This window comes from Aestuariibius sp. HNIBRBA575 (genome assembly GCF_040932005.1).
GTDB lineage: Bacteria > Pseudomonadota > Alphaproteobacteria > Rhodobacterales > Rhodobacteraceae > CANLNM01.
The window spans coordinates 913,685-937,869 of the sequence record NZ_CP162414.1 but is presented as its reverse complement, the minus strand read 5'-3'; the positions used below and the strand labels follow the sequence as shown (position 1 = coordinate 937,869).

Below are 24,185 nucleotides of genomic sequence, written 5' to 3'. Positions count from 1 at the left end.
CGGGCGCGCGTGGGGCGCGCCGACCACCTGTCTAAAATAAGGGTTTGTGCGCGTACTTCAATGCGAAAGCAGGAACGAGTTGAAATCCGTGGCAATCTGCGCCGTCCAATTGGGATTTAACCCCGCCAAAGGGGCCGCAATCAGGGTTTCACCCTGCCAAACCGCCGGCGACGCCATCAAAGATTTGCGCGGCAAACCAGAATCACGCCAGTTCGGACATTGCGAAACCGCCTCTGCGAGGGGGGCGATATGCGCAATTCCCTGCGTATCTTGCGACGCCAATACGCCCGATATACGCCACCGCCCGTCCCAGATCATAAATTGCGCGCCGATAGGATTACACTCGATCTTTTCTTCAGCCACGGCGTTAAATTCCCGGCTTAACCTCAGGGTCCCGTCCCGTTGTGGCGAAAACAGCACCCCGCCCAATGTGCGCGCTTTGCCCTGTTGGGCCGTCGCAACCGCATCCTGCAGCGCCTCTAGGCGGGGGCGATAATCGGCATTGCTGATCCATTGCACAGCCGCAGCCATCACCCGCGGTTCCGTATCCGAATGATGCAATCGCAAGGCAGGCAGATCAAAAATGAGATCCCCAAAATCCTGCGTGACATGGTTCTGTGCAAAGTCATGCGCCGCCATAGACAGCGCCGTTTTCGCCTTTTTCATATGTGAAACGGTCTGCAAAATCCGTGTTTGGGTCAATCCCAATGTTTCCAACTGCGCCCGCATTTGACGGGCTTTGACCCGATCAAATTGGGTATCGTCATTGGACGGATCATCGACCCAATCGATGTTTTGGTCCTGCAAAAAATCACGCAATTCTTGCCGGGATGTGTTCAGCAATGGGCGGTGAAACAGCCCCGTATCCGGCGACATCCCCGCCAAGCCATCCACCCCGGACCCACGCGCCAGCCGCATCAAAAACGTTTCGGCCTGATCATCCGCAGTATGGCCCAGCAACACGCGCGCTACACCGTGGGCATTGGCCCAGTTTGTGATCAAATCATAGCGGGCGTTGCGGGCTGCGGCCTGCAAATTCCCCTGCCCCGACCAGTTTTCCCAATTGAGAATAGTGTGGGAAATGTTCCGGGATTTGCAAAACTGACCAACGGTTTCGGCTTCTTGTGCGGCCTCGGCGCGCAATCCGTGATCGACCGTCACGGCCATGATATCCTGCCCGGATTTCTGCCCCGCAATATGCGCCATCTGAAGCAGTGCCATACTGTCGCCACCACCAGACACGGCGATACCAATCAATCCGTTTTGTGAATGAACCGCGTGGGCGTCGCAAAAGGCGTCAACCGCCGCCTGCCCGCTTAGCTGCATCCCAGATTGGCCCGCGCAGATTGCGCATCCATGGCCGCTTCGGAACTTGGGAAACGGGTGACCACTTCGCTTAGGGTGATGCAGGCATCCTGTTGTTGACCAAGCGCACCCAGTGACGCGCCCAGCTTAAACAACGCATCCGGTGCGCGCGTCCCTTCTGGGGCGCCACTAAACGCATCCAAATAGGCCCGCGCCGCATTGGTCATTTCCCCAAGACTTTCAAACGCTTCGCCGCGCAGATAGTCCGCTTCGGGGGCCAAATGGCCGCCGGGATAGGTCACGTTAAACGTGGCAAACTGGTCCGCGGCAGACCGGTAATCCCCCGCCTCAAAGGCGGATTTGGCAGCGTCAAAATCGGCACGTTCCCCGACGGCCAGAACCGGCCCGTTTTGTGTCGGCGCATCAGCCACAGGCACGCTGGTATCATTGTCGATCCCACCCAAAGACGGCGTGTCGCCCAATGCCGCAATGTCGCAAACCGTTTCCAGTTCACATAGACGGAATTCCAGATCGCCGATCCGGTTGGTCCCGTCGCGGGTGATGCGATTGATGCGAAATTCCAGCTCTTCGGTTTTGCCGGTCAGGCGCTGCAATTCGCCTTCGATGGCGGTCAACCGTTCCAGCGCAGACCCGGCCCCAGCAGCATTTTGCGGGGTTCCGGTTGTGTTCAGCTCACCTTTGAGGCGCTGAATTTCCACGTAAAGCACCGTCAATTCCTGACGGATATCCGCCAGGGTCTGATCGTTTGCATCCTGCGCCATGGCCGGGCCAGCCAGCCCGGCAATCAAAGCCAAAGTCCCCAAAATCCGCATCATAATCCCCGCATCATCACCGCTGATTTAGCTCAGCGAGCCAATCGAAATCACCGTCACAGACCGACGGTTTTCTGCATAGCAGGATTCCGCAGAACAAACAGCCGCCGGGCGTTCTTTGCCGTAGCTGATCGTGCGAATGCGGTTCGATGGAACGCCTTTGGACACCAGATATTCCCGCACAGCATTGGATCGGCGCGCCCCAAGCGCGAGGTTATATTCCCGTGTGCCTTGTTCGTCGGCATGACCTTCGATCACGGCCAGATAATCTGAATTGGTCAGCAACCACTGGGCCTGTCCGTCCAGAATGCCCATCGCAGTTGGGGTCAATGTGGATTGATCCACCGGAAACAGAACCCGATCGCCAATGGTTTGGCTGAAATATTGCGGCGTTGCCGGATCAGACGCCGGATTGATCGGCGCAACCGGCACATTGGTGCCAGCGGGCGATAGGTTTGTGCTGCTGTCTTCGCCAAAGCGGTTGGGATTGGTACAGGCCGAAACGGCCAGTGCGGAAATCAGCACGCCTGCTTTGATAAGGGTGTTCATGGTTAATATCCTGTATGCGTTTTCTTGTTAGGGCCTATTTATCATGACGTGGCCCGGCCTGCCTATAGATTATCTGTGCATTAGTTCTGCAAAGGACCCCATGACGGATCAGAGGCAAATCCAGGCGTTGAGACACGACGTAAATTGCGCCCCGACACATCCACAGAATAGAGCGACGGACCACCGGTCGCCCCCAGCGTTTCGCGGGTGAACATCACCACGCGGCCATTGGGGGACCAGCTTGGACCTTCGTCCAGTGGGGAATTGGTCAACACCCGTTCGCCGGACCCATCTGTGCGCATTACGCCGATATGAAACCGGCCTTCGCTTTGACGGGTAAAGGCAATCAGATCCCCACGTGGCGACCAAACCGGGCTGCCGTAACGGCCGCTTTCGAACGAAATTCTTCTGGCTTCTCCGCCACTTGCGGACATGATGTACAATTGCTGCGTACCAGAACGATCACTTTCAAACACGATCTGCGACCCGTCCGGACTAAAGCTGGGCGCGGTTTCGATGGACGGTGCGGATGTCAGGCGCTGATGCTGCCCCGTGGCCAGATCGGTGCGCCAGATATCAGTGTTGCCACCAGATGCCAGTGAATAAATAACCTGACGCCCATCGCGGCTGAACCGAGGGCTAAACGCCATTTCACCCGGTTGGGTCGTCAATTGCTGCCGGGTGACGCTGCCAACATCCAGCACATTGATGCGCGGAAAACCGCTTTCATAGCTGGTATAAAGGACCCGATCACCGTTTGGCGAAAACCGAGGGGCCAAAACAATAGCACCGCTATCGGTGAGGTATTGCAGGTTTTCACCGTCAAAATCCATGATTGCCAAGCGTTTGCGACGGTCATCTTTGGGGCCTGTTTCGCCCACCATCACAACGCGGCTGTCAAAATATCCGGTTTCACCCGTGATCCGCGAATAGACCTGATCGGCCACTTTGTGCCCCATACGACGCCAGCCATCGGTGGTGCCAACCAATTGCTGACCGCTGCCCATTTCTTCGCCCAGAAACACGTCATGCAGGCGGAATTTCACCACAACCTGACCGCCCTGAACCGCCACGGCCCCAGTGATCAGCGCCTGTGTGTTGATCGCGCGCCAATCGGTAAAGGCCACCGGTTGCGCAAAACTGTTATGCTGCGAAATGAAGGCACTGGACGGCACCGGACGAAACAGGCCGGTTCCAGCCAAATCCTGCGCGATCACTTGGGCGATCTGCTGCGCCATTGCTTCGGCACCGGGGGTTTCGACCTCAAATGCGGGAATGGCAAACGGCATGGGTTCTGACACCCCGCGATCCAATTCCAGTCGCAAAGGTTCGGCAAACACGGCCGGGCTGGCCAATGTCATCACCGCAACCCCAAAGGCGCTAAGAAGGCGTTTCAAATGTCTCATTTCGGGACCTCATGGATCGGGGTCATTTGCTGTATCTTGCAAGGCAAAGCCGGGCTTGTCAGCAGGGAAAAATTGAGTAAGCGGATCATTTCTGGTCTCATAGACGTTGCACCGCCTCTGGTCCGTTAAAGATCATTTCGACGTCTCGCCATTGTTCGTATTTTTCTGGCGGCAATTGATATCCATCGCGCTGGCAGGAAATAATGGCGCGTTTGGCGCGGGTAAAGGCCGTTGTGACCGCGCTTTGATCCCCGCCTTGGGATGAAATCAGGCGCATCGGCCCCGACACCATCCCGTTGATATCAAGCGAAAACCCAACCACGACCACGACCTGCGACGCCGGTGAACCGGAATCGATGGCCCAGCAGCGTTGTGCGGCCACTTTGAACCCTTCCAGTTCAGTGCCCGTCAACGGTGGGCCGTCTTGCCCGGCATTTGCCACCGGGTTGGAATTGGCTTCGGCCACAGCATTGGCAATGGCGTCGGCCACGTCGTCAGCGGGATCATCTGACACATCGGACGCGACGTCGGTTGCCGGTTCAGGGCGCGCTGCACGTGGTGGGCGCGGCGAAGATTGCGGCGCAAGTGACGCGCTGGCCGGTTCGGAATCGTCGTTCAGAACTTCGGTGCTGGCTTCTTCTTGGGCGGTGGCTTCGTTGTTTTCTTCGGCCACATCCGGTGTCACCGCATCGGGCGAGGTCGCTGTTTGGTCGATATCTGCGATCTGCACATCCGGCTCGGATGGTGCCACAGCTTCGGGGGCAACACGGGGGGCGGGTCGTGCGCGCGGGCGCAGAGATGCGGTCAAATCAGGGGTTGGCGGCACATAGACTGGCACATCCGGCGCGGGCGGCGTGGGGGGTGCAGTTTCCTGAACCTGCTCTACCGGTTGGGGGGCAGGTTCGGGCGGGGTTAATTCCTGTTCCGGCGCAGGTGGCGGGGCCACGGGCGCGGGTTGTTCCACAGGCTCTGGCGGGGTTTCAACCACCGGCGCGGGGGGCTGTTCAACAGGATCAGGTGTTTCCAATGACGGCGTTTCGATCAACGGCGCGTCTGGTTCCAAACCTTGGGTCATGGCGGCAAATTGTTCGCCGCTGATCACGGACACATCCGCCACTTCGAAATCAAGCGGTTCGCTGGACAATCCCCAGCCAAGCACCAACCAAGTGAGCAATCCCACATGACCGATCCCCGAGATATAAGAGCCTGCGCTCATCGTTTACCCGTCGCTGCCATCCAAAGAGGGCCCGCCAATATCTGTCACCAGACCGATATTATTGAACCCAGCCGCATTTAACGCGCCCATGATTGTGGCCACTTCGGTCCACGCATTGGCCCCATCCGCGCGTAAAAACACCCGGTCCGAGCTGCGTTCAGACGCAATAGCGCGCAGTTTGGGAATAAATTCGTCGCGATTGGTTGGGGTGGTCATGATCATGATGTCCCCCTCTGCCGTTAGGGTGATGGTCAGCGGATCCTCTTGTTCGCTGGGCAAGGCGCTGGCGGCGGTTTCCGGCAATTCCACCGGTACCCCAACCGTCAGCAAAGGCGCCGCCACCATAAAGATGATCAGCAAAACCAGCATCACATCCACAAACGGCGTGACGTTGATTTCCGCCATTGGCTGAGTGCGTTTGCGACGACGACGGCGACCACCGCCCCCATCACCACCAGATTTCATGACACCTGCGCCCATGACTTAGCTGTCCAACTGACGCGACAGGATCGTAGCGAACTCATCGGCAAAGGCTTCGTAGCCGCCAACAATGCGATCACTATCCGCGCTAAGTTTGTTATAGAAAATAACCGCCGGGATCGCCGCCAACAGGCCCAGACCGGTCGCCAACAGCGCCTCAGCAATACCCGGTGCCACAACGGCCAAATTGGTGTTTTGCTGTTCGGCGATTTCGATGAACGCGTTCATGATGCCCCAAACGGTGCCGAACAACCCGACAAATGGCGCGGTGGACCCAACGGTGGCCAGCACCGGCAGACCTTTTTGCAGCTCGCCGGTTTCCTTGGCGATGGCCACATCCATAGATCGGTCGATGCGCGCCTGAGCACCGGCAATCAACGCGCCATCCTGACGGTGGGACCGACGCCATTCCGTCATCCCGGCGGCAAAAATCCGTTCAGACCGCCCACCCGGCTGTGCGCCGATTTTATCAAACAACGCATCCAGCGGTTCGCCGGACCAGAACGCCTGATCAAAACGGGCCGCTTCGGCGCGGGCTTTGCGATATTGGATCATTTTGTCCACGACCACAGCCCAGCACCATCCCGAGGCGCAGATCAGCATGATCATGACAAATTTTACGGTAAGTGTGGCGCGCGCGAATAGCGCCCACATCGTGAAGTCGGTTGCTGCTTCCATTTGCCTGCTCGTTATCCCGGCCCATTTTGGGCATTATTACCCAACTCGTAGCGCATCTTTACGGGGAAATCCAACGAAAGCCGCGTCACGAAGGTGTCAGAGCCGCAATTTCGGCGTAAATCGCAGCTTTTCAGTGCAATTGTCGGCGAATACTCGCCGGAAGCCGCGCCGGAGCCCCGTTTTCGTTTATGGCCACCACGGTGACAAGCGCGGAAAACAGGACCTCGCCAGCGCGTTTGACCTCTTGGCGGCAAATCATCCGCACCCCGGTCATTTGTTCCAACGTGGTTTCCACCACCAATTCGTCATCAAATTTCGCCGGTGCCAGATAATCTGCCTCTACCCGGCGCACCGCGAACACTATCCCGTCTTCGTCGCGCAAGGCCGCCTGATCGATCCCCTGATCGCGCACCCATTCCGTGCGCCCCCGTTCAATGAACTTCAGGTAATTGGCGTAATACACGATCCCAGCCAGATCGGTGTCTTCGTAATAAACGCGGACAGGAAATTTATGGGTCATGGCTTTCTCCTATTTGGCCAGATCAATCCGCGCGGCCAATCGCAGCGCGTGGGTCGAGTCTTGGGCCACCGATGGCATGACCGGATCATAGGCGGCGCGGATCACATTGGCGATTTCGGGGCGCAGCACCGCATTGCCATCCAGCAAGGCCAGCGGCGATTGATCGTCAAACGCAGTGTCTGACCACAACAGGATCGATTGCACGGCCTGCCCCAACGCTAATGTATCGGCGGGCAGATCGGCCAAGGCCCCTGCCATGCGCAGGAACACAAAATTCGCTTTGATTGCGCCGTTTTCTTCGAACCGAAAGGCGCGATATTGCAGCGCATCCGCGGATTTCAATCGTGCCACCAAGGGCGTCAAATCCGGGATCAACCGATCCAGATCCGGTACGTCCAGCAATTCATCCCAGTCGGAAAAGAAAAAGAACATCAAATTGGTGCCCAATTCCGGGTCCGTTTCGGCCATTTGATGCCCGGCCAAGGTCACAACCGCTTCGATCGCGCCTTTGATGATGGGCAATGTTGCCTCATCCACGCCAAACACAACCGGCACAATCGGGCGTTCCCAGCGGGCACATAAATAGGTGCCATCCGCCCGCGTAAACAATTTGGATATCTGATCTGTCATGTCGCACCCGTTTTTTATTGGCAAATAGTCCCGCTGGTGGCCTAAAATCGAATGCTTCCTAGGTCAACCAAACAGGTCACCTTCGGATTTCTTTGGAGCGTCCAGCCCCAGATGGCGCCACGCCGCCTGTGCCAGCATCCGCCCGCGCGGTGTGCGCTGGATCAATCCCTGTTGCAGCAAAAACGGCTCGATCACTTCTTCTAGTGCGTCGCGGCTTTCGCTCAGGGCGGCCGACATGGTTTCGATCCCCACCGGCCCGCCGCCATAGCTTTCGGCGATCAGGCGCAGATAACGTCGATCCGCCCCATCCAGCCCCAGATGATCCACCCCCAACCGGGTCAGCGCCCCATCGGCCAGCGCCTGTGTCACCAGCCCGTCGCCTTCGACGACCGCGAAATCCACCACGCGACGCAACAGACGACCAGCGATCCGGGGCGTGCCGCGGGCGCGTTTGGCGATTTCGCGCGCGCCGTCATCATCCGCCGGGCATCCCATCAGCCGCGCCCCGCGTGACACGATGTCATGCAATTCGTCCACGGTGTAAAATTCCAGCCGGGTCGGAATGCCGAACCGATCCCTCAGCGGCGTGGTCAACAGGCCCAACCGCGTGGTCGCCCCCACCAGCGTAAAGGGCTGCAATTCGATCCGCACCGTGCGTGCGGCCGGGCCTTCGCCGATCACCAGATCCAGCTCAAAATCTTCGAGTGCGGGATAGAGGATTTCCTCAACCACCGGGTTCAGACGGTGGATTTCATCAATGAACAACACGTCGTTGGCTTCGAGGTTGGTCAGGATCGCGGCCAGATCCCCGGCCTTGGCCAAAACCGGCCCCGACGTCATGCGAAACCCGACCCCCAATTCACGTGCCACGATTTGCGCAAGGGTGGTTTTGCCCAATCCCGGCGGGCCGTGAAACAGGGTGTGGTCCATCGCTTCGCCACGTTTTTTGGCGCTTTCGATAAAAACCCGCAAATTGGCGCGCGCTGCCTTTTGGCCGATAAATTCATCAAGCCCCTGCGGGCGCAATGCACGGTCATTGTCCTGAGGTTGTTCCTGGGGGCGCAGATTGGGATCAGATTCCATCATTTAGCCCTTTGGTGCCAGCAATTTCAGCGCCGCCCGGATCAACCCGGATGTATCCAGATCGGGGGTGTCGCCCAAAGCTTCGGCGACCGCGCTGGCCGCATCGCCGGGCGCATAGCCCAGATTGGTCAGGGCGGATAACGCTTCGGGTTGGGCCATATTGGTGGCTTTGGCCGGTTTCGACTTGGGTTTGTCAGCCACATCGATCACGTCGTCGTCCAAATCCGCGCCGTCCTTCATGGCAGTGGCCAGATTACCGCCCATGGCCATCACGGCGGGGGCTTTGTCTTTCAATTCGTTGACCACACGTTGGGCGATCTTTGGCCCCACGCCTTTGGCCTTGGCGACGGTGTTCCAATCCCCCAGCGCAATGGCCCGGCTGACCTGATCAGGGCCCAAAGTGCCCAAGATCGCCATCGACGCCTTGGCGCCAATGCCCTGCACCGACACCAGCAGGCGGTGCCATTCCTTTTCGACCAGCGACGGAAAGCCGAACAATTGCATCAGATCTTCGCGCACCAGCATTTCCGTATAAAGCGACACGACTTCGCCATTACCGGGCAGCCCGGCCATAACCCGATCGGACACATAGACGATATAGCCCACGCCGCGCACATCAATCAGGATGTGATCGCTGGCGCGGTATTCCAGACGGCCTGTCAGTTTGCCAATCATGCGGTTGCCTTTCGGATTGCGCGTTCCATCTGGCCCGCTGATTGCATGTTATGGGCATGACAGATCGCAATGGCCAGCGCATCCGCGGCATCCGCCCCGGCAATCTCAACACCGGGCAATTGCAGCCGCACCATATGGTCCACTTGTTTCTTATCCGCGTGGCCCACGCCCACCACGGTTTTTTTGACCGCGTTAGGGGCATATTCGCCGATGCTGATCCCGGCCTGCGCAGGCACCAACAGGGCCATGCCCCGCGCCTGCCCCAGTTTCAGGGTCGCGACCGCGTCTTTGTTAACGAAAGTCTGTTCCACGGCGGCCGTGGTGGGCTGATAGGTGGTCAGCACGTCGGTCAGTTGGGTGTGCAGGGATAACAGCCGCGACGCCAGATCGCCGGTTTTTGAATGGCAAATCCCATTGGCCACATGGGTCAGCTTGGATCCGGCCACATCGATGATTCCCCATCCCATGTTCCGCAACCCGGGATCGATTCCCATTACACGCATGATTTGCCCCTGTTTGGTCGTTTTTTCATTGTTCGTTCACAATTAGCACAAAACGCGAACATATTCCTAGCCCCCGCGAACAGGCGCAGAAATATCACACTTTTTCTGCAATGCAGCAAAAGCGACGTCGCCAAGTCGGGAATTGCGGTTAATTCCCATTAATAACAGTCGCTTTCACCCACTTCCGGTCGCAAAATGCACATGCAATTAGCGCATATCACCCATGCGATTATTCTGCTGGTGCATCATTGCCAGGACGCCTAAATGATGATCATCGAATACAGCATAACGCCTTTTTTTCAGGCGTTGCGAAAACCACAGAAAATAAAAGGAACAAGGCCATGGCCGTTTTTGAAACTACCCGTCCCGCAGCTATCGCGCCGCGCTCCGCAGGCTTCTTCGCCCAAATCGTTGGCGCATTTGCCGCTTGGAACGACGCACGCATCACACGCAACGCTCTGTCCAAATTGTCTGCACGTGAACTTGAAGACATCGGTCTGGTTCGCGGCGACATCGACCGTATCGCCAGCAGCGATTACTACTAATTTTCAATTGGACCTCCCTGTCTAATGCAAAGGCCGCACCCATCACTGGGCGCGGCCTTTTTGTTTGTTCAACGGGCATGCCGAGGAGGATCAGCAAACCCGTTAGAACAATCCGTTACACTGTGCCCCGTGGGGGGCGGTTGTTTTCTTTGGTGAAAATCATCCCATCCAGCAATTCCGACAATTCTGGCCGCGCAGAGGGCCCGTTGGACAGCGCAATCAACAACAGGCTGCCATCCGGGCGGATCACATAGGTCCCCGGTTCGGCAAAGCGACGGATGGTTTCCGCATCTGACAATGGGTCCGTGACATATAGGCCCAGCGTTTCCATCTGGGTTTCGCTCAGGTCATAGCCCAGATCAAAGTCCCAGCCGAATGCACCCTTGTCAGCCTGCGCCTTTTCCAACGGGTCCGCAGACACAACAGCCACGTCGAACCCGGCGGCGGTCCAATCCCCCAACATTCCGTTCAGGATGTTGAGGTATTTTTTGCATCTGGGGCAATGTTTGCCGCGATAGACCACAAACAAGGTCCAGTTTGGTCTGTTGCCGCCGACAGTGACCGTGCCGCCCCCCACTTTGGGGAATGACATAGGGGCCAGAATACTGCCGGGGATGGGTTTGGGTGTGGGCATGGATATGCCTTCCTTTCAGTGAGGTGGGGATCAGCCCAGCAGTGAGGGCAACCATAGGGATATGGCCGGGACATAAGTGACCAAAATCAGCGTCACCAGAATGGCCAGATAGAAGGGCCAGATGGATTTTAGAGCCTGTTCGATTTTGATTTTACCAACGGCGCAGCCAACAAACAGGCAGGTTCCGACGGGCGGTGTGCACAGGCCCAGACCCAGATTGACCAACATCATGATGCCAAATTGGGTTGGGTCCATGCCCAAACCTTTGGCAATGGGCAGGAAAATCGGCGTGCAGATCAGGATCAACGCGGCCATGTCCATGATCATGCCCAACACCAGCAGGATCACGTTGATCATCAGCAGGATCATGATCGGATTGTCGGAAATCGACACCAACAGATCGCTCAGCTTGGCGGGCACTTGGTAGAGGGCCAGCAAATAGGCAAACGACGACGCAAAGGCGATCAGGATCATCACCATCGCCGTTGTCCGCACAGCCCCCGTGACGGCCAGAACAAACGCATTCCACGACAGGGATTTGTAGTAGAATTTGGTCAGCAGCAGCGCATAAAGCGCGCCAAATGCACCGGATTCAGTGACGGTGAACACACCGGACAACGTTCCGCCAACGATGATCACCGCGGTGATAAATCCGGGGATCGCGTCCATGGCACTGCGGCCCACTTCGGTCCAACCGGGAAAAGGTTCGGCGGGATATTTATGTTTCACCGACAGGACATAGGCGGCGACGGCGATGCTGAGGCACATCAGAATGCCCGGCACCACACCGGCCAAGAACAGCTTGGAAATCGACAGACCACCACCGGCGGCCACGGCGAAAATGATCATGTTGTGGCTGGGGGGAATGACGATCCCGGCGATGGATGATGTCACGGTGACGTTGACCGCAAAATCGGGCCGGTAACCGCGTTCTTTCATCACCGGCACCAACAGCGATCCCAGCGCCGAAATGTCGGCCACGGCTGATCCTGAAATGCCACCAAACAGCATGGATGAGAAAATGTTGACCATGGCCAAGCCACCTTTTAGGTGCCCCACCAGCGCCGCGGCCAATTTCACCAGCCGCTGCGCGATCCCGCCATGCAGCATGATTTCGCCCGCAAACACAAAAAACGGGATGGCCAGCAATGAGAAAACCGAAACCCCAGCCGTGGCCCGCTGGAACGTGATCAACATCGGGAAACCTTCGAACCAAAACGCGGATGCGGCGGCAATCCCCATCGCAAACGCGACCGGCATTCCGACGACAACCAACAGGCCGAAAACAAGGAGAAGTATCATGAGGCCCATGGGTTAAGCGTCCAGTTCTTGAGGAATGAGCTGCCAGTCGGCAAAGGTGAGAATGCGCAAAACGCCGCGCGCGCCTGCAAACAAAAAGATCAACAAACCACAGGATGTAATGGCCAAGGTGCGAAAACTTTCTGGGATATCCAGCATCGGCAGCAACGTGTCCCAGCCAAAAATCATCAACGTTACACCGGCCAAAAACATCACCGCCCCAAAAGCCGACAGCACAAAATCGATGAGGATCATCAGGACTTTTTGCACGCCATTTGGCATCAGATCGCGAAACAGGCTGACCCCTAGATGGGTGTTTTCCTTGATCCCGGCGGCCGCCCCCACAAAGGCGATGTAACAGATCAACAAAAGCGCCAGTTGTTCGACCCAAGTGGGCGTAACGTTCAGCACATAGCGTCCAAACACCAACCAGCCAAAGGTGATGATCAAAGTGACCAGGGCGATGGATGCACATAAAATGCAGGCCGCCCGAATGATGTCTAACGAAGCTTCGAGCCTCTGAAATTTGGATGAATGCCCCACGATCAGGGTCCCCTTTTCGTTGGTGTCTGATCGCCGCAGCAACGGGACACTGAAATAATGAAGGCCCGCCCATAAAATGAACGGGCCTTGTTTTTCGTTGTGGTGGATTTAGTCGGCGTTGCGGATCATGTTGACCAGCTCAACCAGATCTGGGTTTGCCGCCAGGAATGCGTCGTAAACCGGGCCCATCGCATCCTGGAACGGGGCTTTGTCGGCGACGGTGTTGACGGTTGTGCCACCGGCTTGCACGATTTCCATGCTGGCCGCTTCGCGTTCCTGCCACAGCTCGCGCTGCATTTCGGCACTGGCTTGACCGGCCTCTTTCAGAATGTCCTGCTGCTCGGGTGTCAAAGTTTCCCACGTTTTCAGGCTCATGCACAGACATTCAGGAATGATCAGGTGTTCGGTCAATGAATAGAACTGCGCCACCTCAAAGTGGTTGGTCGATTCATAAGAGGGTGGGTTGTTTTCCGCACCGTCCACAACGCCGGTTTTGATCGATTGGTACACTTCGCCAAACGCCATGGGTGTTGCGTTGCCGTCCATCGCTTCGACCATGCCAACAAACAGATCGTTGCTCATGACGCGCACTTTCAGGCCTTCGACGTCGGCAGGTGTGTTGATCGCACGCACCGAATTGTAAAAGGACCGCGCACCGGCGTCATACCAGCCCAGTGGAACGATGCCTTTTTCGATCATGCCCGCGCCGATGGCTTCGCCGACTTCACCATCCATCAATTCATACATCTGAGGGATGGATTTAAAGATGAAGGGCAGCGAAACAACATTGGTTTCCGGGATCGACTGCCCCATCGGCCCAAGGCTAAACTCACCAAAATCGATCACACCCAAGCGGATTTGTTCAATCGCATCAGGCTGGCTGCCCAGAACGCCGTTGTGATAAATCTGACCGGTGATTTCGCCATTTGTGCGCTCGGCCACTTCGGACATGAAAAATTCCATGGCGATGGAAACCGGGTAATCCTCAACGTGAATATTCCAGCCGCGCAATTCGTTGGCTTGGGCAGATACACCCGCCAGCGCCATGGTCCCGGCCGCAACCGCACCCAAAATGGATTTCTTGAACGTTTCGTGTTTCATGACTTGATCCTCCCTGATCATTCATTTGGCCACTGGGCCAATCTTGCAGGCCTTCCAACAGGCGGGCCGTTTACAACTTTTTACATATTAAGTTGATTTGTTTTTAGTTGTCAAAATTTAATTTTCAAGAGGGCAGAACGTTGGTTTTTGAACGGACAAAATGGGGGATTCACGTTCAAAACTATGCGACGGAAAAATCAAACCACAGGTCATCACACTGACAATATTAAATATATCAAGAATCAGCTTGCGAAAACCAAGGCAGTCAACCTTAAATTGAAATTTGTAATATTTATAATTGAGACGGCGATAGATCAAAGAGTTCCAAGAGCGAAACCCGAAGAATCTCGCGCCTATCCCTGTCTGGGGTTTACAAATTTGTCATGGGGATTCTTGGACCAAAACGAACAAACCCCTGCCGCAAATGGATGCGCAGGGGTTATGTCGGTTTCGTCGTCGGGGCAGCGCAAGGCGCCCCAGATATACGCAATGATCCGGGAACTCGGATCGCCGGTCAGGCTTTAGGCGGCAAAAGACGCGATTTGTTGGGCAACCCACAGGGTTGCGGGGTCCAGCTGCATCAGAAATCCGCCAACCTGATCCACAGTGTTTTCTGTGTTCAGATTGGCCAGCCGTTCTTCGTAGGCGGCGGTCCCTAAACGGTGAACAACAACGGCCTTAAAGACAATAAACCCAACGGCAAGAAGAAGTAAGGATTTCAGCGGAAACCGGGGCATCGAAAACCATTTTCGACGGGACACAATCAACCCGTCTTTGCCGATCTTATGGCGCGACCGCCCGGTTGACAGGCGATCATGGTCTTTGGCGATCCGGCGCAGGCGCTGATCGAAATCTGTTGTGCTGAAAGACATGGCACACTCCGTTCATGGCCCCCACCGTGAACAGAACAAATGTAGAATCAAAATGTGGCAAAGTCGAGGATTCCGCGAATTTTGCCCCGAAATGGCCTTATTTCGCTCAAATTTTATTCAAAATGAGCGTGGTCCATTCACCAATCTGATTGTTTTCAACCAGATTAAATCCATTCTGTGCATAAACCGCGATGATCTCATCCGCTTGTTCATTCAGCAAACCAGACAGAATCGCATAGGCGCCGGGGGCGGCGGCGCGGGCCATGTCGGGGGCCAGTGCGATCAGTGGTGGTTTCAGAATATTGGCAAAAATGAGGTCAAACGGAGCCGCGTCCGCCAGTGCTGGCGCGTCAAAACCTGCGGCCACCACGCAATTGACCCGCCCGGTCATATTGTTGGCGCGCACGTTGTCTTCGGCGACTTCGATTGCGACCGGGTCAATATCACTGGCCAGCGCCGGGTTGGGGTACACATGTGCGGCGGCCATCGCCAACACGGCCGTCCCACAGCCAATATCGGCCACGTTATGGGCCACAAACCCACGTTCAACCAAGCTGTCCAATGCCTTTAGGCAGCCCAACGTCGTGCCGTGATGCCCGGTGCCAAAGGCCAGAGCCGCATCAACCAACAGACCGATTTTATCGGCGGGCACTTTGTCAGCGTCGTGGCTGCCGTAAACGAAAAACCGGCCTGCGGGCACTGGCTTCAATTCGTTTTGCACATGGGTAATCCAGTCCGTTTCCGGCAATTCAGCCACCACATAGGGGGTAGCGTCGAAACTGGCCGCCAACAGCGCAAGGCTGGCGGCGTCGGGGGTGTCTTCGAAATAGCCGCCCACTTCCCAATTATCGCTGCCATCTTCGATCTCAAACACGCCAACGCCCGTAGGTTCGGGCATCAGGTTTTCCATGGCTTCGCCCAGCTTTTCTGCTTTGGCTTTGCCGGTCAGGGTCGTCAGGGCGGTGAATGTGGGCATTGCGGCATCCTTACTTGTTATGCCCGCGCTATGGGGTTCAGCCGTCGCGGTCAAGATGCATCAGCACTTCTGACACCATCATCGCCAAGGGTTGTTCGGAATTCAGAACGTGAACCGGGCAATTCAGGGTCTGTTCCCAGGTTTTATGCCGGGCCAGTGACCGTCCCGGACGATCGCCTGCCTCATAGCCATCAGCCCATTTCAGGAAATCTTGTGACTGTTGATACATCGCGCCACCGGGCTGAACCGCAGCACCATGCCGGCGCTGATCACGATTGACCAAACGCGCATGGCGGATGTCTTTGTCCAGTTCCAGACGAAACACATGCGTGAACCGATCCCGCACGACCCCATCCCACGAATCCACCGATCCAGACAGGACCCAATCGCTGCGCGGCACAAAAACGTCCTGCATCAGGCGATAGCGATCCTCGACCGGGCGCCGCGTCTGAAATGGCGGGTCTGAGGGCTGAAAATAGAAATCATCCGCATCAAAATGCTGGGTCGCAATGTGGGTGGCCAAAGCCCGCCCCAGTGTCGAACATCCCGACCCAGAAGGTCCAAATATGTGAATCCTGTGGTTCATTCATCGCTCGTTTTGTTTGGGTCCGTCCCGACAGGTCCAAGACCGATCGGGCATGTGACACCCGTACCGCCAATCCCGCAATAGCCCGCAGGGTTTTTGGCCAGATATTGCTGATGGTAATCCTCAGCGAAATAGAAATTCGGGACCGCTAAAATTTCGGTGGTGATCGCCCCATAGCCCGCATCGCCCAAACGGGTGGCAAAGGCGGTTTTGGTGGCTTGGGCCGCTGCGGCCTGATCCGCGTCAAAGGTATAAATCCCCGACCGATATTGCGTGCCGCGATCATTGCCCTGACGCATGCCTTGGGTCGGATCATGGCCTTCCCAGAATCTCACCAGCAATTGGTCAAACGAAATTTTGGCTGGATCAAACACAACCCGCACCACTTCGTTATGACCGGTTTTGCCTGAACACACCTCTTCGTAGGTGGCGTTGGGGGTATAACCGCCCGCATAGCCAACCATGGTCAGATACACGCCATCCAGCTGCCAGAACATCCGTTCAACGCCCCAGAAACAGCCCATGCCAAACATGGCGACCTGCAATCCGTCCGGCACATCCGCCGTCAGAGGGCGTTTGAAAACAAAGTGTTCCGTTGCCGCCATGACACCCGTATCCCGTCCAGCCAAGGCGTCCTCGGCAGGTATCATTTTGTCTTTTAATGTCAGTCCAAACATGACGCACTCCCTCTTTGATCGCCTTAAATGTCGCTGTTACCGGCAGTATTGCAAGTGGCGCGCACGCGGAAGTGAGGGAAAACCTGCCTTGCCAAAACGGGAAAAATCGGCACTATTTCGCGCGATTCACAATCCCCTTGGATAAGGGGGTTATTTCCCAAGCACTTGGCCGATTATTCCGCCGCGCTAAGCACGGAACGTGAAAAAATCGTTTCCTGCCCTTTGACCGGGTGACGTGGGATCATCAGCGACAGGATCAGCGACACAGCCGCCATAGATGCCGCTAAAATGAACACCGCACCGGGCGACATCAGCCACAACATGCCCAACAGCACCGGCAAAAACACCGCAGCGATATGGTTTATCGTAAACGCCACGGCCGCTGTGGGGGCAATATCGGCGGGATCGGCGATTTTCTGAAAATAGGTTTTCAACGCTAGGGCCAGCGCGAAAAACATATGGTCGATCACATAAAGTGCGGATGCTAGGATCACGCCCCAACCGAAATAATAGATGCCGCCATAGGCCAGAAACACGCAGATCAACCCCACATATTCAAAGGCCAGCGCCCGTCGTTCGCCCCAAACCGCCACGATGCGCCCCATCAAAGGGGCAAAAATCATGTTGGCCACCAGATTGATCAACATCAGGCGGGTGACTTCGTGCACTTCGAACCCAAACTTTTCGACCATCATAAAACCGGCAAAAACGACAAAAATCTGCCGCCGCGCACCGGCCATAAATTGCAGCGCGTAATACAGCCAATACCGTTTGCGCAGTACCATTTTCTTGATCTGGGGATGTGGGCTTTCGAATTGGGGATAGGCGATCAGGCAATAGATCGCGACCAGCGCGGTGAACCCGCCTGATGCCCAATAAACGATGGAATAGGTCAGTCCCAGCGTGTCCCACATCAGCACGATCAACACATAAATCACCAGCGTCGCGGCTGACCCTGCGGCCATCAACCAGCCCAGCATTTGCGGCGCGCGGGCTTTGTCGATCCATTGCAATTGCAGGCTTTGATTGACGGTTTCGTAGTAGTGAAACCCAATCGAAGACAACATGGTGATCGTCAAAATCCCACCCATTGATGGGAATTGCGCCGTCACAGCCGTGGCCAGCCCCAGCATCGCCAACGACACCAGCCCCAACACTTGTTCGCGGATGAAAATGATCAGTGCAATGACGCCGATTGCCAGAAAACCGGGGATTTCGCGTACCGTGTGCAGCAATCCGATATCGGCCCCGTCAAACTCTGCCGCCTCAATGACAAAGTTGTTCAGCAAAGCCGACCACGTGGAAAACGCCACAGGCATGGCGATTGCACCCAGAAACAACAGGGCAATCGGGCGGCGCCACAGCGGTAAAAGCTGTGCATCGGAAAGGGACAGTGTTTTCATAGGCGCAGGCTTACGCCAGTTTCGCCAGTGTGAACAGGGTCCGTCGCGCACAGATCATCTGCAAAATTCAACGCCCCGTTTAGCAGACAATAACGGCGTAAAGATCCAGTTCCACGCCTTGTTCTTCTAGTTTTTCCAGCGTTTCGTCGTCCAGAATGTAGGATTCAACGCCCAGCTTTTGCAGGTTGGGAATGTCCAACAACGCGGATGTATCTTCTGGCAGATGCGCGTTGATCGACAGATCAGTTAGTCCCGGATGCCGGGCCAAGGGCGCTAGATCAGGGATGCTGCCATTAAATAGATTTAGCCGCTGCAATCCCGGCATATCCTGCAAATAGCCGATACCATCCTCGGTCACCACATCCACCGCCAATTCGCGCAGCCCCCGCATGGCATAAACAGGCGTATAATCCGTGACATAGCGCATGCTCGACACATGCAGAACCTCTAGACTTTCGAAATATTCCAATGCTGACAGGTCCGAAATGTCTGTGCGGGCAATATGCAATTCCGTCAGTTGTGACAGATGCGCGACCTGCGCCAAATCGGTCAGATTGGTGTCGCTGACCATCAGGATTTTCACGTGGCTCATCCCCGTGATGACGCTGAAATCCTCTAGCATCGTGCCATCCAGATCCAATGTTTCACATTGCGTCGCGACGCAATCAGCCACGATCTGTGCGCCGCGTTCCTTGGCGCGTTCTCGGGCCAAATTGGCCGGATCAGGCTGACAAGCCGAAAGGAACATGGCGCAAAAACCAGCCGATAATGCTGTAAAAATAGTGGGTTTCATAAAATCACCTTTGAAAACTGACCTAAATCTGGGCAATTTTCGCTCTTGCGCGCTCTCAGATCAACTCACGTATGATTTCAAAGCTGTGTCAGTAAAATGTCTGAGGGTCGATATCGATGGCCATACGCAGATCCCCCTTTAATTTGAATTGCCCGGCCCATTGCGCCAATGCCTTTTGGATGGGCGCGGTTTTTTCAGCTTTGACCAGCAATCGCACCCGATGTCGTCCGCGCACACGGGCAATCGGTGCCGGGGCTGGGCCGTAAACCTGCGCGCCGATCCGCCAAAGCGGCTCTGCCTGCCGTGCCATCGCATTGCCCAGATCAAACACCGCCTGCACATCACTGGCAGACAACACAATCCCGGCCATGCGCCCATAGGGCGGCACGCCGGCGGCTTTGCGTTCTTGGGCCTCTGCGGACCAAAACGCATTTTCGTCGCCCCCCAGAATCGCCCGGATCACCGGGTGTTCAGGTTGAAAGGTCTGCATCAACGCCTGGCCCTTGGCTTCGGCGCGCCCGGCCCGGCCTGCCACCTGTCGCATCAGCTGAAACGTGCGTTCTGCGGCGCGTAAATCTGACCCTTGCAGGCCCAAATCCGCGTCGATGACCCCAACCAATGTCAGTTTCGGGAAATTGTGCCCCTTGGCCACCAATTGCGTGCCGATGATGATGTCGGCCTCACCTGCGGCGATGGCCTCAATGCGGGCCTTTAGCGCGCGGGCCGAGGCATACATATCGGACGACAGAACCTCAATTTTTGCGTCCGGCCAAAGGTTTACCGCCTCTTCTGCCAGACGTTCCACACCGGGACCGACGGGGGCCAATTTGTCCTCAACCTCGCAAGAAGGGCAGACATTTGGCATCGGTTTGCTTTCGCCGCATTGATGGCACATCAGCCGTTTCAAAAACCGGTGTTCCACCATACGCGCATCACATTGATCACAGCCAATCTGGTGCCCACAGGCCCGGCACACCGTCACCGGCGCATAGCCGCGACGGTTGATAAACAGCAACGCCTGCTGTCCCTCTGCAATCCGTTGATCGACCGCGTTTTTCAAGCTGGGCGATATCCAGCGCTGCCCCGGCAGATCCTCGCTGCGCATGTCGATTGCCTTCATTTCAGGCATCACCGCAACCCCAAAGCGCGACGTCAATTCCAGTTTCTTGTATTTGCCGGATTCCGCGTTTGCCCAACTTTCTAAACACGGCGTGGCCGAGGCCAAAACCACCTGCGCGCTGTTCAGGGACGCGCGCAAAACAGCCATGTCGCGGGCATTATACAACACGCCATCCTCTTGTTTATAGGATGTGTCATGTTCCTCATCGACGACAATCAGGCCCAGATCGCGAAACGGCAGATAGAGCGCAGAACGCGCCCCGACAACCATTTGCGCATCCCCCTGCCCGACCATTTTCCACACCCGGCGACGTTCGGTCATGGTGACGCCCGAATGCCATTCCGCGGGTTTCATGCCAAACCGCGCCTCAACCCGGGTGATAAATTCGGCCGTCAGCGCGATTTCTGGCAACAGGACCAGCGCCTGCCGCCCCTGCCGCAAACATTCGGCCACCGCTTCTAAGTAGACTTCGGTTTTGCCGGATCCGGTCACGCCCTTTAGCAACGTCGTCCCGTAGGTGCCTGACGCCATATCGCGGCGCAAAATGTTGGCGGCGCTGGCTTGATCCGGGCTCAGCTCTTTGCCGCCATAATCGGGCACCAATCGCGGAAATGGCAGGTCACGGGGGGTGTTTTCCTCGGCCACGGCCCCCATTTGAACCAAACCTTTGACCACCGACGCACTGACCCCGGCATGATCCGCCAATTCCTTGAGCGTAAAGGACAATCCGCCAAATTCTTCGAGCACGGCCAGCACTTTTTCGCGCGCGGCGGTGCGTTTGGTCAATTCGGCATGGCCCATCCGGTATACTTTACGCATCGAAGGCGGATCGCCCAGCCCCGGCGCGCGTGTGGCCAACCGCAGCATCGCCGACATCGGCGTTAGCGTATAGCCGCCAACCCGGGTCAAAAAATCCCGCATTTCGCCGCGCATCGGGGCCACATCCAGCACCCGCAGCACCGCGCGCACCTTTTTGATATCCCAATCACCCCGCCCGGGGCCCCAAACCACGCCCAACACCTTGCGCGGGCCCAGCGGCACTTCGACAAATGCGCCCAACCAGCACCCGCCTTCGGGCGCTTTGTAGTCCAAAACCCGGTCCAATGGCTGTGCCGTTAGCACGCCGACCAATTGCCCCTGCTCAAAGAACTCAGTTTCGTTTGACGTTTGGCTCGGGTGCATTTATTTTACCATCAAAAATAATCTTGCGCAGGGCTAGGCCCCTAGCGTCTCATGCGGTAAAGGCAGACGCAAGACATCCAAATCCGGCTTTGCTGGCCAATCTGGCTTTGCTGACCATCCGCCCCTAAAGGAGCACGTTATGAAATTTTTCGTTGATACAGCAGAAATCGACGCCATCGCCGAGCTAAACGCCCTTGGCATGGTGGACGGTGTGACAACAAACCCGTCCCTGATCAAAAAATCCGGTCGCGACATTCTGGAAGTGACCAAAGAAATCGCTGATTTGGTTGATGGCCCCGTTTCAGCCGAAGTGGTCGCGCTGGACGCTGACGCCATGATCGCCGAGGGGCGCAAACTGGCCGATATCGCTGAAAACATCGCCGTCAAAGTGCCGCTGACATGGGACGGGCTAAAAGCCTGTAAAACCCTGTCGAGCGAAGGAAAAATGGTCAATGTGACGCTGTGTTTCAGCGCCAATCAGGCCCTGTTGGCCGCCAAGGCGGGCGCGACGTTTATTTCGCCCTTTATTGGCCGTTTGGACGACATCAATCTGGATGGTCTGGAGCTGATCGAAGATATCCGCACCATTTATGACAATTACGGTTTTGACACTCAAATTCTGGCCGCATCGATCCGGTCCGCCAACCACATGTCAGAATGCGCAAAAATCGGTGCTGACGTCTGCACGGCACCGCCAAACGTGATCAAAGCCATGGCAAACCACGTTTTGACCGACAAAGGTCTGGCCGGGTTTATCAAAGACATCGAAGCCGCAGGCATCAAAATCCTGTAAGCGTTCATGTTGAAAAAGTACAAGCAAAGCCCCGGTTTCGCCGGGGTTTTGTCGTTTTAGGGCAAAAAAGTGAAGCAATCCCCGTTTGGTTTGTTATACTGCCCCCAATAACAAACAAACGAGACAGGCATGAGCAGTACCCAGGCGATGGACGAATCCGTCCGCGAACGCATTATTTCCGATCCCGATACCCTGTTAGAAGATCAGGACATCATGCGCGCCCTAGTGGCCGCAAACGAAAAAACCATGGGCGGCAACATCGTCGATCTGCGCGGCATCGCGATGGAACGACTAGAAGCCCGGCTGGACAGACTAGAAGACACCCATCGGTCCGTGATCGCCGCAGCTTATGAAAATCTGGCCGGCACCAACCAAATTCACCGCGCCGTGTTGCGGATGATGGACCCCACCGAATTCGAAGTGTTCCTGCATGATCTGGGCGGCGAAGTGGCCGACATCCTGCGGGTTGATTCGATTCGTCTGGTACTGGAAAGCGAAAGCGGCGACGAAGACGCCACGGTCAAAAAACTGGACGATGTGCTGAACGCCGTCGCCCCCGGTTTTATCGACGACTACATCACCCGTGGCCGCAATTTACCTGTGCGTCAGGTCACGTTGCGTCAGGTGTCGGGCAATGATGGGCAGATTTACGGCGACAAAGCCGATTATGTGCGCTCAGAAGCCTGCCTGAAACTGGATCTGGGCGAAGGCCGTTTGCCGGGCATGCTGGTAATGGCATCTGAGGACCCACATCAGTTTTCGCCCCAGCAAGGCACTGATTTGCTAGCCTTTTTCGGCGGAATTTTTGAACGCGCCATGCGGCGCTGGCTGTCCTGATCGCCCCAAAACACATATCGCCAGCGTTGACCTTTGCGCTGGCGGAATGGCTTGCCCATGAAAGCGCGCTCAAAGCGGCGTCAGAAAACACGATTGAGGCATATCAAAGGGATGTGCTGAATTTTCTGAGCTTTATGACCCAACATCATGGCGCGCAGCAGGGGCTTGAACCGCTGTCGCATATCACCATCAGCGATATGCGGGCTTGGATGGCGTTTGAACGGGGGCATGGCATTGCGGCGCGATCTTTGGCGCGCAAATTGTCCGCCGTGAAAACCTTTTATGGGTGGCTGGCGGATCGCGAAGGGTTTGAACCCACTACGGTTTTATCCACACGCGCTCCTAAGTTTCAGAAAAAACTGCCCCGTCCTCTGCCCGAGGAAACAACCCCCGCATTGTTGTCACAGGTGGAGTTGCAGGCCAGCGAACCGTGGGTCGCGACACGGGATTTGGCGGTGGTGACGTTGCTTTATGGCTGTGGTTTGCGGATTTCTGAGGCATTGGGCCTAAAAACCAAAGACGCCCCCTTGCCAGAAATTCTGCGCATCGTTGGGAAAGGCGGCAAGGAACGAATTGTTCCCGTTATCCCTGCGGCCCGCAATGCGGTTGATGCCTATGTCACCGAATGCCCACATGATTTGACCGAAGATATGCCCCTGTTTCGCGGGGTCCGCGGCGGCGCATTGGGCCCACGTGCCATCCAGAAAGTCATGGAAAAGGCGCGGCTTCAGCTGGGACTGCCGTCTTCGGCCACGCCACACGCGCTGCGTCATTCCTTTGCGACACATTTGTTATCTGCCGGTGGGGATTTGCGCGCAATCCAGGAATTGCTGGGGCATGCATCCCTATCGACCACACAGGCCTACACGGCCGTGGACAGCACCCGGTTGATGGAAATCTACGACGCGGCCCATCCCAGATCGTGACCCAGATCGTGACGCGCATC

General features: G+C 56.4%; 27 protein-coding genes. 4 read left to right on the top strand and 23 right to left on the bottom strand.

Going from position 1 to position 24,185, the window contains the following annotated elements:
- Nucleotides 1–57 precede the first annotated feature (57 nt).
- From tilS to ruvC, 12 genes are all read right to left on the bottom strand, one after another.
- A complete protein-coding gene (gene tilS, locus AB1F12_RS04790; RefSeq protein ID WP_368186985.1) occupies nucleotides 58–1,326 on the bottom strand; it encodes a tRNA lysidine(34) synthetase TilS in 1,269 nt (422 codons plus the stop codon).
- Complete coding sequence (ybgF, locus tag AB1F12_RS04785; RefSeq protein ID WP_368186983.1) at nucleotides 1,317–2,141, bottom strand: tol-pal system protein YbgF; 825 nt, start codon at nucleotides 2,139–2,141, stop codon at nucleotides 1,317–1,319. Before ybgF ends, tilS begins: the two co-directional genes overlap by 10 nt.
- Nucleotides 2,142–2,165: 24 nt before the next feature.
- On the bottom strand, nucleotides 2,166–2,687 hold the full coding sequence (gene pal, locus AB1F12_RS04780) for a peptidoglycan-associated lipoprotein Pal (RefSeq protein WP_368186981.1): 522 nt from the start codon (nucleotides 2,685–2,687) through the stop codon (nucleotides 2,166–2,168).
- An 80-nt stretch (nucleotides 2,688–2,767) separates the two neighbouring features.
- Nucleotides 2,768–4,093: a Tol-Pal system beta propeller repeat protein TolB gene (gene tolB, locus AB1F12_RS04775; RefSeq protein ID WP_368186979.1), complete on the bottom strand. Its 1,326-nt coding sequence runs from the start codon at nucleotides 4,091–4,093 to the stop codon at nucleotides 2,768–2,770.
- 97 nt (nucleotides 4,094–4,190) lie between these two features.
- A complete protein-coding gene (locus AB1F12_RS04770; RefSeq protein ID WP_368186977.1) occupies nucleotides 4,191–5,309 on the bottom strand; it encodes a hypothetical protein in 1,119 nt (372 codons plus the stop codon).
- A 3-nt stretch (nucleotides 5,310–5,312) separates the two neighbouring features.
- Nucleotides 5,313–5,789, bottom strand: coding sequence for an ExbD/TolR family protein (locus tag AB1F12_RS04765; protein WP_368186976.1), 477 nt, complete (start codon nucleotides 5,787–5,789; stop codon nucleotides 5,313–5,315).
- A gap of 3 nt (nucleotides 5,790–5,792) precedes the next feature.
- Complete coding sequence (gene tolQ, locus AB1F12_RS04760; protein WP_368186974.1) at nucleotides 5,793–6,467, bottom strand: protein TolQ; 675 nt, start codon at nucleotides 6,465–6,467, stop codon at nucleotides 5,793–5,795.
- Between the two features lie 130 nt (nucleotides 6,468–6,597).
- On the bottom strand, nucleotides 6,598–6,987 hold the full coding sequence (ybgC, locus tag AB1F12_RS04755) for a tol-pal system-associated acyl-CoA thioesterase (protein ID WP_368186972.1): 390 nt from the start codon (nucleotides 6,985–6,987) through the stop codon (nucleotides 6,598–6,600).
- Between the two features lie 9 nt (nucleotides 6,988–6,996).
- Complete coding sequence (locus AB1F12_RS04750; RefSeq protein WP_368186970.1) at nucleotides 6,997–7,617, bottom strand: hypothetical protein; 621 nt, start codon at nucleotides 7,615–7,617, stop codon at nucleotides 6,997–6,999.
- 63 nt (nucleotides 7,618–7,680) lie between these two features.
- Nucleotides 7,681–8,703, bottom strand: coding sequence for a Holliday junction branch migration DNA helicase RuvB (gene ruvB, locus AB1F12_RS04745; protein ID WP_368186968.1), 1,023 nt, complete (start codon nucleotides 8,701–8,703; stop codon nucleotides 7,681–7,683).
- The gene (gene ruvA / locus AB1F12_RS04740; protein ID WP_368186966.1) at nucleotides 8,704–9,375 is read right to left on the bottom strand and encodes a Holliday junction branch migration protein RuvA; all 672 of its coding nucleotides are present in this window, start codon (nucleotides 9,373–9,375) and stop codon (nucleotides 8,704–8,706) included. It lies immediately after the preceding gene.
- On the bottom strand, nucleotides 9,372–9,878 hold the full coding sequence (gene ruvC / locus AB1F12_RS04735) for a crossover junction endodeoxyribonuclease RuvC (protein ID WP_368186964.1): 507 nt from the start codon (nucleotides 9,876–9,878) through the stop codon (nucleotides 9,372–9,374). Before ruvC ends, ruvA begins: the two co-directional genes overlap by 4 nt.
- A gap of 341 nt (nucleotides 9,879–10,219) precedes the next feature.
- Here ruvC and AB1F12_RS04730 point away from each other — a divergent pair, with 341 nt between their 5' ends.
- Nucleotides 10,220–10,423, top strand: a complete 204-nt coding sequence (locus AB1F12_RS04730; RefSeq protein WP_368186963.1) for a DUF1127 domain-containing protein — start codon at nucleotides 10,220–10,222, stop codon at nucleotides 10,421–10,423.
- Between the two features lie 115 nt (nucleotides 10,424–10,538).
- Here AB1F12_RS04730 and AB1F12_RS04725 read toward each other — a convergent pair whose 3' ends face one another.
- From AB1F12_RS04725 to AB1F12_RS04675, 11 genes are all read right to left on the bottom strand, one after another.
- Entirely contained in the window at nucleotides 10,539–11,057 is a 519-nt protein-coding gene (locus tag AB1F12_RS04725) for a redoxin domain-containing protein (protein WP_368186961.1), read from the bottom strand.
- A 30-nt stretch (nucleotides 11,058–11,087) separates the two neighbouring features.
- A complete protein-coding gene (locus AB1F12_RS04720; protein WP_368186959.1) occupies nucleotides 11,088–12,368 on the bottom strand; it encodes a TRAP transporter large permease in 1,281 nt (426 codons plus the stop codon).
- Nucleotides 12,369–12,371: 3 nt separating this feature from the next.
- Complete coding sequence (locus AB1F12_RS04715) at nucleotides 12,372–12,899, bottom strand: TRAP transporter small permease (protein ID WP_368186957.1); 528 nt, start codon at nucleotides 12,897–12,899, stop codon at nucleotides 12,372–12,374.
- A 108-nt stretch (nucleotides 12,900–13,007) separates the two neighbouring features.
- Nucleotides 13,008–14,000 (bottom strand): TRAP transporter substrate-binding protein, encoded by a 993-nt coding sequence (locus AB1F12_RS04710; RefSeq protein ID WP_368186956.1) that lies wholly within the window; start codon nucleotides 13,998–14,000, stop codon nucleotides 13,008–13,010.
- A 521-nt stretch (nucleotides 14,001–14,521) separates the two neighbouring features.
- The gene (locus tag AB1F12_RS04705) at nucleotides 14,522–14,872 is read right to left on the bottom strand and encodes a hypothetical protein (protein ID WP_368186954.1); all 351 of its coding nucleotides are present in this window, start codon (nucleotides 14,870–14,872) and stop codon (nucleotides 14,522–14,524) included.
- A 106-nt stretch (nucleotides 14,873–14,978) separates the two neighbouring features.
- A complete protein-coding gene (locus tag AB1F12_RS04700; protein ID WP_368186953.1) occupies nucleotides 14,979–15,848 on the bottom strand; it encodes a 50S ribosomal protein L11 methyltransferase in 870 nt (289 codons plus the stop codon).
- 37 nt (nucleotides 15,849–15,885) lie between these two features.
- On the bottom strand, nucleotides 15,886–16,434 hold the full coding sequence (locus AB1F12_RS04695) for a hypothetical protein (protein ID WP_368186951.1): 549 nt from the start codon (nucleotides 16,432–16,434) through the stop codon (nucleotides 15,886–15,888).
- Complete coding sequence (msrA, locus tag AB1F12_RS04690; protein ID WP_368186949.1) at nucleotides 16,431–17,111, bottom strand: peptide-methionine (S)-S-oxide reductase MsrA; 681 nt, start codon at nucleotides 17,109–17,111, stop codon at nucleotides 16,431–16,433. Before msrA ends, AB1F12_RS04695 begins: the two co-directional genes overlap by 4 nt.
- 173 nt (nucleotides 17,112–17,284) lie before the next feature.
- Entirely contained in the window at nucleotides 17,285–18,514 is a 1,230-nt protein-coding gene (locus AB1F12_RS04685) for an MFS transporter (protein ID WP_368186948.1), read from the bottom strand.
- Between the two features lie 79 nt (nucleotides 18,515–18,593).
- A complete protein-coding gene (locus AB1F12_RS04680; RefSeq protein ID WP_368186946.1) occupies nucleotides 18,594–19,307 on the bottom strand; it encodes a leucine-rich repeat domain-containing protein in 714 nt (237 codons plus the stop codon).
- Between the two features lie 88 nt (nucleotides 19,308–19,395).
- Nucleotides 19,396–21,609 (bottom strand): primosomal protein N', encoded by a 2,214-nt coding sequence (locus AB1F12_RS04675; protein ID WP_368186944.1) that lies wholly within the window; start codon nucleotides 21,607–21,609, stop codon nucleotides 19,396–19,398.
- Between the two features lie 139 nt (nucleotides 21,610–21,748).
- Here AB1F12_RS04675 and fsa point away from each other — a divergent pair, with 139 nt between their 5' ends.
- The 3 genes from fsa (at nucleotide 21,749) to AB1F12_RS04660 (ending at nucleotide 24,165) form a co-directional block, all read left to right on the top strand.
- The gene (fsa, locus tag AB1F12_RS04670) at nucleotides 21,749–22,402 is read left to right on the top strand and encodes a fructose-6-phosphate aldolase (RefSeq protein ID WP_368186942.1); all 654 of its coding nucleotides are present in this window, start codon (nucleotides 21,749–21,751) and stop codon (nucleotides 22,400–22,402) included.
- A gap of 129 nt (nucleotides 22,403–22,531) precedes the next feature.
- On the top strand, nucleotides 22,532–23,239 hold the full coding sequence (locus tag AB1F12_RS04665) for a DUF484 family protein (protein WP_368186940.1): 708 nt from the start codon (nucleotides 22,532–22,534) through the stop codon (nucleotides 23,237–23,239).
- Nucleotides 23,240–23,265: 26 nt separating this feature from the next.
- The gene (locus AB1F12_RS04660; protein WP_368186939.1) at nucleotides 23,266–24,165 is read left to right on the top strand and encodes a tyrosine recombinase XerC; all 900 of its coding nucleotides are present in this window, start codon (nucleotides 23,266–23,268) and stop codon (nucleotides 24,163–24,165) included.
- The last annotated feature ends 20 nt before the right edge of the window (nucleotides 24,166–24,185 follow it).